12 protein-coding genes are annotated in these 16,842 nt (G+C 59.2%); 8 read left to right on the top strand and 4 right to left on the bottom strand.

Translation table 11 applies throughout. The features are described 5' to 3' along the window. The 5 genes from HUU46_23800 to HUU46_23780 form a co-directional block, all read left to right on the top strand. Positions 1–307 (top strand): hypothetical protein (locus HUU46_23800; protein ID NUM56663.1); only part of this gene is annotated, 307 nt, incomplete at its 5' end. Continuing rightward, positions 304–492: a hypothetical protein gene (locus tag HUU46_23795; protein ID NUM56662.1), complete on the top strand. Its 189-nt coding sequence runs from the start codon at positions 304–306 to the stop codon at positions 490–492. The genes HUU46_23800 and HUU46_23795, both read left to right, overlap by 4 nt. 304 nt (positions 493–796) lie before the next feature. Next, the gene (locus HUU46_23790) at positions 797–1,321 is read left to right on the top strand and encodes a hypothetical protein (GenBank protein ID NUM56661.1); all 525 of its coding nucleotides are present in this window, start codon (positions 797–799) and stop codon (positions 1,319–1,321) included. 13 nt (positions 1,322–1,334) lie between these two features. After that, positions 1,335–1,475 (top strand): hypothetical protein, encoded by a 141-nt coding sequence (locus HUU46_23785; protein NUM56660.1) that lies wholly within the window; start codon positions 1,335–1,337, stop codon positions 1,473–1,475. Between the two features lie 457 nt (positions 1,476–1,932). Further along, positions 1,933–3,231: a hypothetical protein gene (locus tag HUU46_23780; protein NUM56659.1), complete on the top strand. Its 1,299-nt coding sequence runs from the start codon at positions 1,933–1,935 to the stop codon at positions 3,229–3,231. 155 nt (positions 3,232–3,386) lie between these two features. On the opposite strand, the gene HUU46_23775 is transcribed toward HUU46_23780, so the two are convergent. Next, complete coding sequence (locus tag HUU46_23775) at positions 3,387–3,809, bottom strand: PIN domain-containing protein (GenBank protein ID NUM56658.1); 423 nt, start codon at positions 3,807–3,809, stop codon at positions 3,387–3,389. Between the two features lie 910 nt (positions 3,810–4,719). Between HUU46_23775 and HUU46_23770 the strand changes: the two genes are divergently transcribed. Continuing rightward, positions 4,720–5,778, top strand: coding sequence for a fructose-bisphosphate aldolase class II (locus HUU46_23770; protein NUM56657.1), 1,059 nt, complete (start codon positions 4,720–4,722; stop codon positions 5,776–5,778). Positions 5,779–6,311: 533 nt separating this feature from the next. Here the strand turns inward: HUU46_23770 and HUU46_23765 are convergent. After that, positions 6,312–9,230, bottom strand: a complete 2,919-nt coding sequence (locus HUU46_23765; protein NUM56656.1) for a hypothetical protein — start codon at positions 9,228–9,230, stop codon at positions 6,312–6,314. Positions 9,231–10,965: 1,735 nt separating this feature from the next. Between HUU46_23765 and HUU46_23760 the strand changes: the two genes are divergently transcribed. Both HUU46_23760 and HUU46_23755 read left to right on the top strand, forming a co-directional pair. Then, positions 10,966–13,089 carry a thioredoxin domain-containing protein gene (locus HUU46_23760; protein NUM56655.1) on the top strand — a complete coding sequence of 708 codons (2,124 nt, stop codon included), beginning with the start codon at positions 10,966–10,968 and terminating at the stop codon, positions 13,087–13,089. 2 nt (positions 13,090–13,091) lie between these two features. Further along, on the top strand, positions 13,092–14,897 hold the full coding sequence (locus HUU46_23755; GenBank protein NUM56654.1) for a thioredoxin family protein: 1,806 nt from the start codon (positions 13,092–13,094) through the stop codon (positions 14,895–14,897). Between the two features lie 24 nt (positions 14,898–14,921). Here HUU46_23755 and HUU46_23750 read toward each other — a convergent pair whose 3' ends face one another. Next, the gene (locus tag HUU46_23750) at positions 14,922–16,067 is read right to left on the bottom strand and encodes an ATP-binding protein (GenBank protein ID NUM56653.1); all 1,146 of its coding nucleotides are present in this window, start codon (positions 16,065–16,067) and stop codon (positions 14,922–14,924) included. A 52-nt stretch (positions 16,068–16,119) separates the two neighbouring features. Further along, complete coding sequence (locus HUU46_23745; protein NUM56652.1) at positions 16,120–16,707, bottom strand: hypothetical protein; 588 nt, start codon at positions 16,705–16,707, stop codon at positions 16,120–16,122. Positions 16,708–16,842: the final 135 nt, after the last annotated feature.

Raw genomic sequence — 16,842 nt, 5'->3', positions numbered from 1 at the left:
GTGGCGCTACCCGTGGTCAAGCGCCGCGGCACACCTGGGGCAGGGCGACGCGTCGGGCCTGCTCGACCTGACCGCCTGGGCGCGCAAGAGGGACGCGACAAACTGGCAGGCCGCGCTCGTCGAACGGCTCGACCCCGGTATGGTCCGCCAACTCCGCGTCCGCACGCAGACCGGGCGCCCCCTCGCCGGCGACACCTTCCTCAGCAAACTCGAAACCAAACTCGGCCGCCGCCTGCGCGCACTCCCACCGGGCCGACCCAAAGGCTGGCGCAAGAAACCCGCCAAGGCAAAGAAGACCACGAAATGACCGCAAATAACAGGTGGCTGTCCCTGGTTATACGCGTCCGCACGCAGACCGGGCGCCCCTTGGCCGGCGACACCTTCCTCAGCAAACTCGAAACCAAACTCGGCCGCCGCCTGCGCGCGCTCCCACCGGGCCGCCCCAAAGGCTGGCGCAAGAAGCCCGCCAAGGCAAAGAAGACCACGAAATGACCGCAAATAACAGGTGGCTGTCCCTGATTATAAAGAAGACCACGAAATGACCGCAAATAACAGGTGGCTGTCCCTGGTTATACTGGTTATACTATACGCATTTAGTTGCTTATATGCAACTGGACAAGTCTGCTCGGAAGATCAGCTCCGTCGGCAGTGGCCTGGCGATTGCTAGTCACTGCGTAATATTCGTGTGTATCGGCAGACTAGGGCTATGTAGTTCTTAGGCAACGGAGTGACTACTGTGCGCCATACCTTCACGGCGGTTTCACTGCTACTCCTTGCGTCTCTCGGGTGCACTGAAATGACCGTACTTAAGATAAGAGCGGTCAAGGTCAGTTTGACTGAGTATTCGGATGGGCACGAGCTCAGCGATAAAGACTTGGAAGTCTTGCCCGGGCCGGATATGGATTTCGGCTCCATGCTGTTCGGACCCAAGTCCAGCCAATCGAGACCGACAGCAATGTGCGTGAAGTTAAAGAATCGCAGTACTATCAAATGGACTATTGATGTATCGCAGTGCAGGCTACTGGGCGTGCAAAGAAAGACCGATGGGTTGGTTCTTATGGAAAACGTTGCCGTAAGAGAGGCATCTGTTCTTTCGGGACCCGCACCGGAAACAAAAATCACGCGATTTGTCATTGAGGCAAAGCACGAACAGGGTATGGGCTTTAGTTTTAACATGAAGCCCTTCGACTGCTGTGTGCTCATATTGCCAGCCGTCTCGGACGATGGACAACAGGTGGTCTATCATTTGCTGTATTCGGAGAAGCATGACCGCATATCAAGGCGGTTAGTAGACATATTCATTGCCAGTGACGAACTGTGAATAGGTAGCTCGATTGCGTGACAAAACGTGGCGCACAGGGACATGCGAGACCTTGCTGGTTGTCGTTTCGTTGTTCTGCATGGGATGTCCCACCCCCGGCACCGAGAGCATGGACGTGCGCGACGTGAACGATGCGGCGGTGGCGCAGAATTAACTAGGGACAGCCACCTGTTATTTGCATCGTGCCCGCGGATGGCGTACGCATGTTCCCGTGCCACGCATCGCCCGTATCGTCATCCCCGGCTGCGCGCGCCACCAATCAAATCCCAAAAGCCTCTTGCCAATTCCCCGACTTGCGCGTATCGTACTGTAAAGGTGTGGGGGCGCATAAGTAGTGCGCTGTACGCTCCAATAGGGCTGTGGGCATGCGCGCTCGGCGGTTCGCGCGTGGAGGACGGCGGTGTGGCGCGCGCGAAAACTGCTGCAAAGGAATCCGACCGCGATCGAATAACGAATTCGGAAGTGCTCGGTAGAGTGACATAAGCGATCTGCTGCACGGGGGTCAACACTTACGGGGCGGGCAAGTCGGAGGCACTATGGTTGCCAATTCGTTCCGCAAGACTACATACACCCGGCGTCCCAATAACTGGCGCACAGGGACATGCGCGACCGTGCTGACGGTCGTTTCGTTGTTCTGCATGGGATGTCCCACCCCCGGCACCGAGAGCATGGACGTGCGCGACGTGAACGATGCGGCGGTGGCACAGGACATCAAAAACCGCATTCTCTGGGATTCGGGCGCCATCATTGGCAAGTACCAACTGACCGACCCCGGGAACCAACTCCAGCCGAATCCCGACTATCCATCGGGAAAGATCGTCGTCATTCGGGCGGCGACGACGGATTGGCTTCGCAATACTGCCGCGACGACCGGCTACATCACCGAGATTTTCTTTGGGTCGAGTGACCCGAGGAAACCTCCAGCAAGGTCCGTTGCCGGGTACTACGCAGAGAATTCGTATGGGCAGTTTAAGCCGACGTCGGGCGGAGTGCCCGCATGGATCACGTTGGGCGCGCCCCTGTCCAATTTCGGGGACATCGAATCGAACCCGTTCTTCACGCGCGAGGCCCTGCGCATCGCCAACGTAGATTGGAGCGCGTTGGATACCGACGGCGACGACGCGATTTCGCGCGCGGAAGCGCAGATCGTGCTGCTCATTCCAAACGGCACCTATACCACCGGCTACGCAAGTGTCCGCAACATAATCTTGGGCGGGTCCGCGACACCGGACGGCGTCTTCGATTTCGGGACCCGGCCCATCGTGTTTTTCAGTCTGATGGCGAGAGGCGCCGTCGACAGCACCACGAACCCGATCCGGTACCACTCGTCCGTTCTCCACGAAATGAACCACGCCTTTTTCAACTTCCCCGACCGGTACGACGCCAATTCCGGGAACGGGCAGTACGACATCATGGTGCTCGATCGGAACTGGATGCACATGACCATGCACGACAAGATCAAGATCGGATGGATACAACCGAAGATTCTCAACGCGCATTTGGGCAAGGTGCTTCGTTTCCCGAGTTCCGAAAACCGCAAAGCCGCGCTCATCCTGGTCAAACCGTTCAACGACGATCCGGGCGACGGGCCCTTCGAGTACTGGGTCGTCGAAAACCGGAACCGCGCACAATCCGCGGGAAACTACGACGCCGATTTTCCCGAAGACGGGCTGGCCGTGTGGTACGTCGCGGAAGGGATCTACAACGACGGCCATGACGACGTGCGGTTGGTGGACGCCGACCTGCCCGACCAGGACCCGGACCTCTACAACAACCCAACCCTTGGCGCCCTGTTTACGATGGATGCAGCCGACCCAAAACGCCTCCTGATCGATTCCAACGGCGAATGGTCGCTGCTCTGGTTCCAAAACGTCTCCAACGCCAGCCCAACCATGACCGCGGAATTCTGAACGGTGAGTAGGAAGTAAGAGCAAATACCAGGTGACTCTCACTACTCCATCGTTAACTCGTTCCCAACGGTCCCATCATAAACTCGTTCCCAACTTTCCAGTTGGGAACGCGCTCGGAAAGCTCTGCTTTGGTCGCCCGAGTAACGTTGCGTCGCCTAGTCCACAAACGGGTTCCGTATCGTCAACCCCTCAATCCGTTGCTCGTGCCGCAAATCCTCGCTGTAAAGCACGGAACACCCGCCATCGAGTGCGGCGGCGATGATAAGCGCGTCGTAGAAGCCGTGCTGGTAGCGCGACTGCAACTCGATACCGCGGCGATACAACGTTGGCGATGGCATTACCCGCCACAACGGAACAAGCACGGCATCCAAAAAATCGCGTGCCTCCCCGGCGGACATGGGCTTCTCAACTTTTCGCGTAAGCACGTTGAGCGTTTCCTGAACCACCTGGAAACTGGTGCACGCGGACGCGGTTTCAAGGGCGCCGAATACGATCTGATCCGCTATCCGCTGCTTATCGGGGGCCGTTTCGTCGAACAGGTAGATGAACACGTTGGTGTCGATAAACTCACCGCTCATTCATTTCATCTCGCGTGAACTTTCGTCCGCCCGTACGCACACGAGAGCGAAGCTCGTGAATGAGCATCTTGGCCTCTAAAGCACGTGACCGCTGACCGGCGTATGATGCAAGCCAGCGCCGAAACGCCTCGTTCAACGTAGTCTTCTCTCCACGGGCCCGTTCTCGCGCCGCCTCAATCACGTTCTCGTCGGCGCTCAAGGTGATGTTTCTCATGATGTTCCTCGCACCCAACATACACACGAATATAGTGTACACTATCTCAGTGTAGCTTTCACCACTCGTCGCCCCGCTCCCTTCCCCGTCCATCCCGACTTCGGATTTTAATCTGCGTAATCCGTGAAATCTGTGGTTAGACGTTCTTTATTGACATGCTTCGGATGATTTTGCGCCTTTCCATTAAAACCCCTCGTTTCGCAAAAGACGCAACGACCGCGATTTCCCGGGTCTTCGCTTTGCCCCTCCACAATTTGTCAACCAAACAGAGGTGGTTCATTCTCACTTGCCACCGCTCACGATTCTCCGACGCATTCTGACTTCTGACTCCTGGCTCCTGACTCCAGACTCCTGACTCCTGTCTCCTACCTCCTGCCTCCTTCCCGCCGAGTGCAACACAATGGACTAATAAACAGGAGCCATCATCCGGACGACGAGTGTCCCCGTCGCACGGAAGGACTACTGCCGCCACAAGACGCGACGGCTTTCCCTGTCCCGGCCGCGCATGAAGATACTCGGGCGTGTGACCGCCAGGCCGTCGGGCACACGCGGTGGCAACGCCGCTAAACGCGCCGCCGCTTTTTTGCGGCATCGTGCGCCGAAATGGTATGCTAGGCCTGTTTATTCAGTCATGCTCCGTGGGCGCTTTTTGTGCGGAACGCCGCCCGCAGCGCAATAGACCAGGGGAGAGCTTTTATGCCACTTGTACCCATGCGACAGATTCTCGACGAGGCCGCCAAGGGCGGTTACGGCGTTGGCGCATTCAACGTCAACAACATGGAACAGATTCAGGCGATCATGGAGGCCGCGAACGAGACGAAGAGCCCGGTGATCATCCAGGCGAGCCGCGGCGCGTTGAAGTACAGCCGGATGATTTATCTGAAGAAGCTGATGGAAGCGGCGGTGATCGAGTATCCCGACATTCCCGTCGCGCTGCACCTGGATCACGGCAACAGCGTCGCCACGTGCAAGCAGGCAATCGAACTGGGCTTCACGTCTGTGATGATGGACGGCTCCCTCGGCGAAGACGGCAAGACGCCGAACAGCTACGAGAAAAACGTCGAAGTCACGCGCGCGGTCGTCGAACTCGCGCACCCGCTCGGCGTGACGGTCGAAGGCGAACTCGGCTGCCTCGGCGGAATTGAAGACGGCCACGGCGCCGGCATCGCCGCGGACGACACCGATCACCTCACCGACCCCGAGCAGGCGGAGGACTTCGTCGCGCAGACCGGTCTCGATGCGCTCGCGGTCGCAATCGGCACGAGCCACGGCGCGTATAAATCGCTGCGCAAAGACCCGAAGACCGGCCAGATGCTGCCGCCCGCGCTGGCGATGGATCGCATCCACGAAATCCACCAGCGCATGCCGAATTGCCACATGGTGATGCACGGATCGTCGAGCGTCCCGCAAGAGTTGGTCGATGTTATCAACCAATACGGCGGCAAAATGCCGGGGACCTACGGCATTCCGCTCGAACAGATTCAGGACGGCATCAAACACGGCGTGCGCAAGATCAACGTCGATACCGACAGCCGCCTCGCAATGACCGGCGCCGCGCGCAAAGTGTTCGCCGAACATCCCGAAAAATTCGATCCGCGCGACTGGCTCGGGCCCGCGCGCGAAGCCGCCAAGCAGGTGTACATCAAGCGCATGGTCGCGTTCGGCACGGCGGGCCACGCCGGCGATTACTCGCAGATGTCGCTCGACGACATGAAGAAGTTGTACAAGACGGGCGCGGTCGCGGCGGCGGTATAATCCCTCGCGAACCGATCCGGACCCATTTATTAAGAAAGGAGCACGGGTGCGAGCCCGTGCTCCTTTTCATTTGAAATTCGCGGGCGCTTGGGTGTGGTTCCAAGCGCCCGCCCCTGTCCACCGCGGACGGCGGAGCCCCGCGTAGTCAGGAGTACGCCCCCCTTCCCGTGTCTGCACGGCGAAGCGACGCGGATGCAATCGCAGCGCGAAACATTTCTCGCTCCAACGAACAACCGCATCCGCAAACCTCCTTGCATCTGCAGAAGGTGGCGGACTTGGGTCTTGGGGAACAAGATCAGTGCCAAACACGTTTGACGCGTGCAGCCCTGTCGCAAGCCTAGATGCAACTGCCGCTTACGCGTACCCGCCAAATCGCGCCCGCACAACCACCCCCAAGATTCGGCCGCTACGAATTAAGTAACTGAACACACCGTGTTAACGGACTGAACACGGCAGAGCGAGCCAAAAAGGCGGGCGCCTGGGTGTGGTGCCAGGCGCCCGCCTCGGGTTCACGCGAAGCGGGGCTGCTCGCGTTACTCGATGGTGAACGGCTTCTTCATGTTTGAGAAGTAGGCGGAGTTGGACGTTGAGACCACTCGGATGATGTAGCCGCCACCCTCCGCGACGTTTCCGGGAATGGCTACGTTCTGCGAGCCGTCGTTCTTGGTCTTCTTCTCGAGAATGGCGACGCGTTCTCCGCTCTTCCACAGCTCGATGCGAACATGGTTGCCTATGGGTCCGGAAGTCCACTTGACCTTCAACGGTCCGCCGGGCAACACGGTGGCATTATTCTTCACCGACCGGACGCTCATCATCGTCTCGCGGAGAATCTCGTAAACCTCGCCGGAAGTGAAGTGGCCGTTGTCGTTGCCAATACCGCCGAGCGGATTGCGGTCCGCGTCGAAGATCGAATCGTTATCGCGCACGTCGAGCCGCAGCGTTCCCGCGCCATTGCCCGTGTCCACCGTGACGGTATAGTCGTCTCCCGCACCGGTGACGCTGTCCACGGATGAGCCAAGCAATCCGGCCGTGGTTGTAACGAAATCGCCGGCGTCCACGTTGGTGACCGGTTCGCTAAAGCGCACGCGGTACCGCACCGTGAAGGCGTCCGTCGGACTCGCATCGAGCCGCGTGATGGAGCTAACAACGGGCGGCAGCGCACCGGGGTCGCTCTTGTAAATGGTGTACACGTGGCCGTTGAGAAAGTCCCCGTTGCCGATACCCGCGCCACCGAGCGGATTACTCGCGAGATCGACAATGCTGTCGTCATCATGCAGGCGAAGCTGAATCGTGCCGTCGCCGTCGCCGGTGGAGACGGTAATAACTGAGACCAGCGCGTCCCCGCGAATCCCGGTGATCGCCGCGCCCGAGATTCCTCCGGTCGTGACCACCTCGAAATCGGAAAGTTCTACGCCGACAACATCCTCGGTGAACTCGACGTAGAAGTCGACGGACACCGCCGACGTGGGACTCACGCTGGCGCGCGTGATCCCCCGCACAGTCGGTGGAACAAGGTCGGTTTCGTCACGCAGTATCACGTATGTGGGGCCCTGCGCATCGCCGTTACCCGTGCCTTGGCCGCCTAAGGGCGTGCCGCTCGCGTCGAGAATCGTGTCGTCGTCTCGCAATCTCAACCTTATCGTGCCGCTACCCTTCCCGGTATAAACCCCCACGTGATACGTATCGCCCGTCCCACTAATACTCTCAAAGAACACTCGATCCAGCTCATTCACATCCAACTCAAAGTCGGCGATATCCACGCCACTGACCGGGGCCGTGAAATGGACCGTATACGAAACGATCGGCAACGCGTTTGGGCTCGGATCGTCTGCGTCGATGCGATCCACCGAGACGGGAATGTTGATTTCCGCGCAGGTTTCGCGTTGAGCGGAACCGTTGCCCGCGCCGGGTCCGCCCAGCGGCCGATCGCGAATGTCGCGAATCGAATCGTCGTCGAGCACCTCGAATACCACAGGTCCAACACCTATACCCAGCGCAACGCGTACTTTGTACTCCTTTCCTGTTCCATGTACCTCGAGAATCTCTCCGCCCACGCTTGCGGGCGCGTGGACTGCAAAGTCGCTCTCATCCACACCCGTCACGGCCTGCGCGAACCGTACTGTCATCGTCTCTTCGCCCGGGTTATCTGGATTGTCCGTGCACGTGTCGCAGGCAATCTCCTTCACGCGAGGACCGGCGTCCGTTTCGTCGGCTGCGAGGTACGCAAGCGTGAAGTAGCCGAGACTGGATACTTGCGCGGAAACGCGCCGGCCGTACGCATTCAGTTGCTGGCGAGCTACCGGATTCCATGGACCCGCAAGGGTCGGCGCCGTTAACAGGACAAGCGCATCGTCCGGCAGGCCAAGCAGGTCTGACTCGATATAGCGGAACAGAAGATTGGCCTGCGTATACCCGACTCGATCCGTCGTCAGGTGCCAGTAGCAATCGGTAGGGCCAACATAGACTTCCGGAATGTTTGTAATGCCATTCCCGGACTTGTTCAGCGTGGCAGTTACCGCGCCCGCTTGACCGTCCTCGAATCCAATGTTCACGCGCAGCACGGGAGACAATCTGCCGCCAAACCCGCGCATTGCCGTCTTCCCGCCTGTGTATCGCTCGACGGCCATCGCCGACGGTGCACCGCCGTCGCTCAACGCGACGAGAAACCATGCAGGTGCCGGTCCGTTGCACAAAACCACGTCAGTCTCGCCATCGCCATCAATATCCTGTTGCGATATGTATTTATCTACACTCCCCCCCGTACTTTCTATGAGGCTATCTCCGAGCGAATGCGGTTCTACTAACGTCGGGGGTAGAAGACGTTCGCCTGGGGCGATTTCGGGGGTGGGAACTACGCGAAATCCCCCCATATAGCCTAAAAGGACGTAGGCAAAATTATCGACAAAGTCATCCCGACCGTCACCCGAAACGTCACCCCACGCAGCGTCGCCCTTCCGCGTTCCATCCGTGGGCGCTTCGTGCCAACCAAGGCGGGTCTCGTTCCAAGAGCCGATAGGCGCGATCAATGGGTCGAGGTGCACGAATGATCCGTTTCCCGTAGGGATTCCGGGTTTGAACGGCGAACCAGGGAATTGGTACAGAATCGCCCAGTCCAATGCCGTGTTTTGGGAAGTCGCTCCGAACATGAGCTCGTCATAGCCGTCCTGATTCACATCACCCAGTGCGACGGTGCGACCAATCCCATTCGCGTTGCCGCCATTATATGGCCAGCCTTCGCGCGCGCCGAACATCACCACTTCGCCTGCCTCTGGAACGGGCGTAGCCAAGTCTAGTGTGGCAATCGACGAATCTAACGGCCCATAAAGCACATAGACCGCTCCAGGACGATCAAGAGGATGACCGTCTTCGCTCAGTTTAGCGCTGGACTCCGTGATGTCGCGATCGACGGATTCGTCGCCAATGACCAAATCGTCAATTCCGTCACCATTCATGTCGCCGCTCGAGAGAGAGGGTGCATAATCACCGGGGAGATATGTCCACGGATACTCTCGTGGCCGATCCCATTCCCATTTGGGATCGCGGTACTCACATAGAATCTTTGTGATTTGTAGGTCTCCAGATCTGCTCATCGCGCGTGTTGTGCCTCGGAAGTCTGTCTGCCCATAGATGATTACAATCTCCGGCATCTGCCATGTGCGATACATCGTCACGGCGATATCCGGCAGTGTGTCGGCATTTAAGTCTACGGTACAGAGATCGGCCCGCTTTATTGGCGATGGCACGTCGGATGAGTCTCCCGGCCAAGTTGCGATATCCTCACCATACGCCGGGTCGTCGAGGATAATTCGCGCGAAACGAGATGATTCGCTCTCATCCTCAAATCTAAACAACTTGCCGCGCGCGCATGGACCTCCAAAGTAAATGTACAGCTCAGTGCCATATCGTGAGGGGTCTCTGTCGTTTGCCAGGAATATGACGTCGTCGAATCCGTCCAAATCCATATCATCGCATGCGACGGCGATGCCCAGCTTGGTCATTTGATGGCGAGGGTAATCCGTACCCGGAAGCTCGTCGTCATGCGAGAATTCCGCCAAGTGGGTCTCATCCAGTGCCGGGTTTCCTGGAACAACCTTTTGATTCGCCAATCCGCGCCGATCGGGGCCGCCATATTCAATCACGATGGCATCATCCGCGATCTTTTCAGCGGGGTAAGTAGGCCATTCGCGATTCCGCCAACCGCTTAGGAACCCGATTAGATCGTGGTTGCCGTCTCCGTCGATATCTCCTGACTCGCACACTTGGTGCCCAGGCACCATGATCGTCCAAATGCGGTGCCTTGGCTCGGGTACCGACCAGTAAAAGCGGACGGGTTCGGCCAGAGCCTTCGTCGCGGCGAATGAGGCAAGCGCGAACGCCGCGATTCGAAGTGTGCGTTTAGCGCGAAGTGAGCTGGTCTTCGTGGTGAGAGTTTTCTGTCTGGCGGTGCTCATGGTCAGCGTTCCTCCCAGTGGGAGCGTCGCGGGGGATTGCGTTTGACCCCCATCCCAATTGGGGTGAAAGCATTTGCTGTGCCAAGACAAGAGGCAAAGGGATGTGCATACGTAAAGTATTTCTACGAGATACGTTACAAGCCGAGATTTACACCATCCATCACAAGTTTGAACACGGAGTGTCGTCCCGATTCCAGAATCGGGACGACCGATTGTTCAGTATCTGGATTTGCCATCAAGTTAGAGGAGTCGAAACCCGTAAAAGGCGGGCGCCTGGGTGTGGTGCCAGGCGCCCGCCTCGGGTTCACGCGAAGCGGGGCTGCTCGCGTTACTCGATGGGTTGTGTCTTATAGACACCGCTCAGTGACGTATAGGGACATAACAAGAAGAGTGCCAGAGCAGGCGCAAACGTGAAACTGCATTCACAAGCCAATGCGGTAAACAGGGTTGCGACGAAAGGGCTGGCGCACTACGACAGACGTTTCGGCTGCGCGGCGAGTCCAGATTCCAGAATCGGGACTGCGATTTGTCCAGTTTCTGAACTCGGACCTCGATGATGCGCCAGCCGTGTTCGATGCGGCTGATTCGGAATGCCGCTCGCGTGTAATCTGTTCGGTATCTGGAAGGGCACATGAAACGGAACGCACTGAACGCCGCGGCTCGAGCACTTTTCCTGATAACTGTCGTGCTCGCCGTGACCGCGCAAGAACCGAAACATTCCGAGAAGGAACCCCTGATGGCCATACGCTCCGAGGCGGTCCCGAAGCACACAAACCGGCTTGCAAACGAGACGAGTCCGTATCTGTTGCAGCATGCGCACAACCCGGTAGATTGGTATCCGTGGGGGGACGAAGCAATCGCGAAGTCGCGGGCGGAGGACAAGCCGATCTTCCTTTCCATCGGGTATTCGGCGTGCCATTGGTGTCACGTGATGGAGCGGGAATCGTTCGAAAGCGAGAGTGTCGCGGAGATTCTCAATCGAGATTTTGTGTGCATCAAAGTCGATCGCGAGGAGCGCCCCGACCTCGATGAAATCTACATGACCGCTGTGCAGATCATGACGCAGAGCGGGGGGTGGCCGATGTCGGTGTGGCTGACGCCGGACCTGAAGCCGTTCTACGGCGGCACGTATTACCCGCCGGAGGACGCGTACGGGCGACCTGGTTTCAAGACCGTTTTGAATTCAATAGCACAGGCGTGGAATGAACGGCGCGCCGACGTGGACAAGAGCGCCGACCAACTCACGCAGTACGTGAAGCAGAGCACGTCCGCCCGCATGGGCGAAACGGGCGCGCTTTCGTACGATTTGATAAAGGATGCCGTAGACGAATTGAGCGCGAGCTACGATCACTCGTTTGGCGGGTTTGGCGGCGCGCCGAAGTTTCCATCGGCGCCGTCGATTGCGCTGCTGTTGCGCCACCACTACAACACCGGCGACACGATTGCGCTCGAGATGGCGGCGTTTACGCTGACGCGCATGTATTGCGGCGGAATGTACGACCATCTCGGCGGAGGGTTCCATCGGTACTCGGTGGACGCGCAATGGCTTGTGCCGCACTTCGAAAAGATGTTGTACGACAACGCGCAACTCGCGCCCGTGTATCTGGAGGCGTATCAGGCGACGGGCGAAAAACTGTTCGCGCGCGCGGCCCGCGAGATTCTCGACTACGAACTGCGCGACATGCAGGACGCGAACGGCGCATTTCACTCCACCGAGGACGCCGACAGCGAAGGGCAGGAGGGCAAGTTTTATGTCTGGACGCAGGACGAGATCATGTCGATTCTCGGCGACGCGGACGGATACCTGTTCTGCCAGTATTACAACGTACGGCCCGGCGGCAATTTCAGTTCGCACGAAAAATACCACGCCGGACAAAACATCCTGCACGTGACGCGGCCCGCGGACGCTGTCGCGAAGGAATTCAGCATGAGCGTCGAGGACTTCGAGAACAAGCTCGCGGAGTGCCGCGCCAAATTGCTTGCGGTGCGCGGCGCGCGCGTGCGGCCGGGACTGGACGACAAGATTCTCACGTCGTGGAACGGCCTGATGATTTCCGCGTTGGCGCAGGGATACCAGGTGCTCGGCGACGCACGGTATCGCGACGCGGCGGAACGCGCGGCGAAATTCTTGCTCACCGACATGCGCAAGGACGGCAAGCTGCTGCGCACGCACCGCAAAGGCGAGAGCCGGTTGCTCGCGTATCTCGACGATTACGCGTTCACCGCGATCGGCCTGATCGATCTGTACGAGGCGACGTTCGACGAGCAGTGGTTGAACGCAGCAGACGACCTGGCGGGCGGGATGATCGCCATGTTCTGGGACGCAAGCGATGGCGGGTTCTACTCGACCACGGATGACCATGCGCATTTGATCGCGCGCACAAAACCGACGTACGACGGGGCGGAGCCGTCCGGCAACTCGATGGCGGTGACCGCGCTGCAACGTCTCGCGAAATTGCGCGACAACAAGCAGTACGCGGAGAAGGCGGCGCAGGTGCTCAAGGCGAACAGCGCGAACATGGAAAGCTCGCCGCGCGCGTACATGAAAATGCTGTGCGCCGTGGATTTCGAACTGAACGCCCCGAAAGAGGTTGCGATTGCCGGCGCCGCGGGTTCCGGCGAAACCCGCGCGCTACTCGCGGCGCTGCACGCGCAGTTCGTTCCGAACAAAGTCGTCGCGCTCGCAGACACGGCGAAGGCCGACGGCGAAATTGGCAAGCGGATTCCGCTGTTAGTTGACAAGGCGCCGGTCGGCGGGAAAAGCGCGGCCTATGTGTGCAAAAATTATGCGTGTCAGATGCCCGTGACAACGCCCGAAGACCTCGTGAAGGCGCTGGGCGGAAAGAAGGTAGCGCAGTAGATATGGTGCGGTTCTCACGTTGGGGATTGTGCGCGGTGGCGCTGTGCGCCGCGTTTGCCGCTGTCGAGGCAAACGCGAAAGCGACCAGCGACGTCGTAACCGTTTCGGCCGTTACCGATCATTCCGGTGTGCTGCCCGGCGGTAAGATTCGCGCCGCCGTAGTCATCGCGATTCAGGACGGCTGGCACACCAACAGCCACAAGCCACTCGACAAATACCTTATCGCGACGGTGCTGAAACTCGAGCCGCTGGAAGGCGTCACCGCGGGCGAATTCGCCTATCCGCCCGGCGAAGAGATCAAACTCGCATTCTCGGACGGCCTGGTGTCGGTGTACGAAGGCAAAACGGCGATCGGCGTTCCACTGGAGGTGGCCCAGTCCGTTGCCACAGGCACGCTCACGCTGAAGGGGTCGCTGCGCATCCAGGCCTGCGACGACAAGTCATGTTTGGGGCCGTCGACAATTAAGTTTGAGGTTCCCATTAAGGTCCTCGCTCCCGGCGAAACGCCAGCAGCGCAGGAAGCCGAGTTATTTGCGGCGATCGACAAGTACAGCGAAACCAAGCCCGCCGAAGCAACTGCAAAGCCAGCCGTGGTTGAGTCTGCGTCTGCGGTAAAGACAACGCAACCTGCCGCGGCCCAAACGTGGCAGGAGTTGTTGCCGCAGTTTGAAATCGCGGGTCAATCCGGTTTTGTCAGCACGGAAGAATTCTTGAAGTGGATTGATCGCTCCGAGAAGGGCGAAGCGGCTCCGCAATCCGGCGGGCTGCTTGGTCTGACGGGCAGCGTTGCGACGGGCGGATTCACGTTGAAGGGATTGGGCCTCCCGCTGGTCATTCTGCTGACGCTGATTGGCGGAATCACGCTGAACCTGACCCCGTGCGTGCTGCCGCTGATTCCCGTGAACCTCGCGATCATCGGCGCGGGCGTAAGGGCCGGATCGCGCACGAAAGGGTTCCTGCTCGGCGGCATGTACGGACTCGGCACCGCGCTGTTGTACGGCGTGCTGGGTCTGGTCGCGGTGCTCGGCGCGGCGAGTTTCGGTTCACTGAACGCGCAATGGTGGTTCAACGCGGCAATCGCACTCGTCTTCGTCGTGCTGGCGCTCGCGATGTTCGATGTGATTCTCATCGATTTCACCAAGTACCAATCGAAGCTCGGCATCCGGAAGGATTCCGGCAATTATCTGTTCGCGTTCATTATGGGCGCGGTGAACGCGCTGCTCGCGGGCGCCTGCGTGGCGCCGGTCGTAATCGCCGTCGTCCTGTACTCGCAGGATGCGTATGCGCGCGGGGCGGCGATCGCGCTGGCGCTGCCGTTCCTGCTCGGCGTGGGCATGGCGCTGCCGTGGCCGTTTGCCGGCGCCGGCCTTGCCCACCTGCCGAAACCGGGCATGTGGATGGTGCGCGTGAAGCAGGCGTTTGGCGTGTTCATCCTCCTGTTCTCGGCGTACTACGGGTATCAGGCCTACGGACAGTTCAGCGCGCGCTATCTCGTGGACAAGAGCGCGGTCCTGGCCAGCGCGCAGACCAGCGCGGAAGAAGGATGGGTCACCTCGCTCGACGAAGGCCTCGCACAGGCCAGGCGCGAAAAGAAACCGGTGCTGATCGACTTCTGGGCGACGTGGTGCAAGAACTGCCTGTACATGAACGAAACCACATTCAAGGACCCAGCCGTCCTCAAGCGGCTCGAGAACTTCGTCAAGATCAAGTACCAGGCCGAAGACCCCGAATCGTCCCCCGCGAAAGACGTGCTGGCCAATTTTGAATACGTGGGCCTGCCGCTGTACGTCGTGCTATTACCAAAGTAGTGGCCGGACCGCCGCCGGAGCGGCTCAATCGTTTGGATAGCTCCAGTTGGCGCCCATGCTTGCCAGGGGCAGCGCGCTTACGCCGCGCGCAATGGGATACGCTCGATCCCCGGGATACAGCACCCACAAATGGGCCAGATCGAGATCGTTCAACGCGCTGGTCATCGACCGCGTAAGCTTAGGGGCGTCGGTGTATTTCGCTTCAATCGCCCAATTCTTGCCGTGTTCCTGCCAGATGAGATCGACTTCAGCGCTCGAGTGAGTGGCCCAAAACGCAAGTTCCTCGTTGCGCTTCCCGATAGCGCGCGCGGCACATTCCAACGCGAACCCTTCCCATGATGCGCCCAGTTTGTTGTGTACGGCGAGATCGCGATCGGATTGAATCGACAACAGCGTATGCAACAGCCCGGAATCGCGAATGTAAATCTTCGGTCGTTTGACGATCCGTTTTCGAGTGTTCGCATGCCACGGTTGCAGCAAACGCACCATGAATGTGCCTTCGAGTATGTCAAGATACCGGCGAACCGTCATGTCCGATATGCCGAACGAACGGCCGAATTCGGCGTAGTTGATTATCTGGCCGTGGTAGTGACAAAGCATCGTCCAGAATCGGCGCAGCGTATTGGCTGGAATCGAGATTCCCAACTGCGGGATGTCGCGCTCGAGAAACGTCGCTATGTATTGTTCGCGCCATACTTGGCTTAACTTGTCCGAGGACGCAACGTACGACCGCGGGAGGCCGCCGCGCAGCCAAAGCGCGCGCCAATTCTCCCGGCCAACGTCATCCGGCCGGAACCCACCAAGTTCATGGTAGGCAATGCGTCCGGCCAACGATTCCGACGATTGCTGGATTAGGTCTCGCGATGCACTGCCGAGAATCAGGTAACGCTGTTCCGTGCGCGTATCGACCAAGTGACGAATCAGCGGAAAGATTTCCGGCGCGCGCTGGATTTCGTCGATCACTATCAGGCCCGACAAGGGTTCAAGCGCGAGCTGCGGCTGGGCGAGGAGCGCCACGTCACGCGGGTTTTCGAGGTCAAAAAAATGGTCGGAGGCGAGTTCCCGCGCAAGCGTAGTCTTGCCCGATTGGCGGGGACCGAGAATCGCGGTGACTGGGAAGGCGCCCAGTAGCCACCTAAGTCGTTGGGAGTCTGCGGGCCGGGCGATCATGAGGAAAGTATATCAAATAATTATTGAAATATCATCATACACAGATGATATTTCAATAATTAATTGGCGCTCCGTAAACCAAAACCTTGCCAGATTTGGGGTTACCGGCGGCAGAGGGCTGAAACGTCACCAGTGGCGTATCGTGCGCGCCATCGCTCCAGTACCCGTTTCCGTCGGCGTCTGCGCCGAGGCGGAAGGACTCCTTGCCTTGGGCGAAGGCGCGGAGAAGGGCCATCGGCTGCGCGGTAGGCAGGTTGCGTCCCACCTGAACCGCGCCATTCGGGTCGAATGGCGCGTCGCCGAAGGCGTCCGCGCGCCCGACGCGAAGGACGCCGGTAAGCCAAACGTCTTGATCGATGGTCAGCCGCGGCGCAGGCGAATCGACCGGATGGGGGTCGATCTGCACGCGGTCCCGTGCGTCGATGGTGACGATCGTTGAAGTGTGGTTTGGACCGAAGATTCCGAGCCTGCCTTGCGCGTCCACGCGGAGACCACCCGCGGGTTTTCCGTTGAGCCGAATCAAGAGCGCTTCTCCAGGCTCGGCGAGGTCGACGATGGCTGGGCCTGATGCAATCCCCGCATTGCCGACGAGTATCGCCGCGGCAAAACCCACAAGCGCGCTGATCACGATCGTCTTCATGGCAATTCTCCAATAGCCTGTTTCGTATGCCCGTGGGCGGCCGCGCCGGTTGAAGCGGACGTGGGCCTTGCATTTCGCCGCACGAATTCGGAATTATACCGCTTCCCTCACTGCGGCTATGGGCTGGAGAAGCAA

Source organism: Candidatus Hydrogenedentota bacterium, from assembly GCA_013359265.1.
Taxonomy (GTDB): domain Bacteria; phylum Hydrogenedentota; class Hydrogenedentia; order Hydrogenedentales; family SLHB01; genus JABWCD01.
This window is presented reverse-complemented; position numbering and strand designations above follow the sequence as displayed.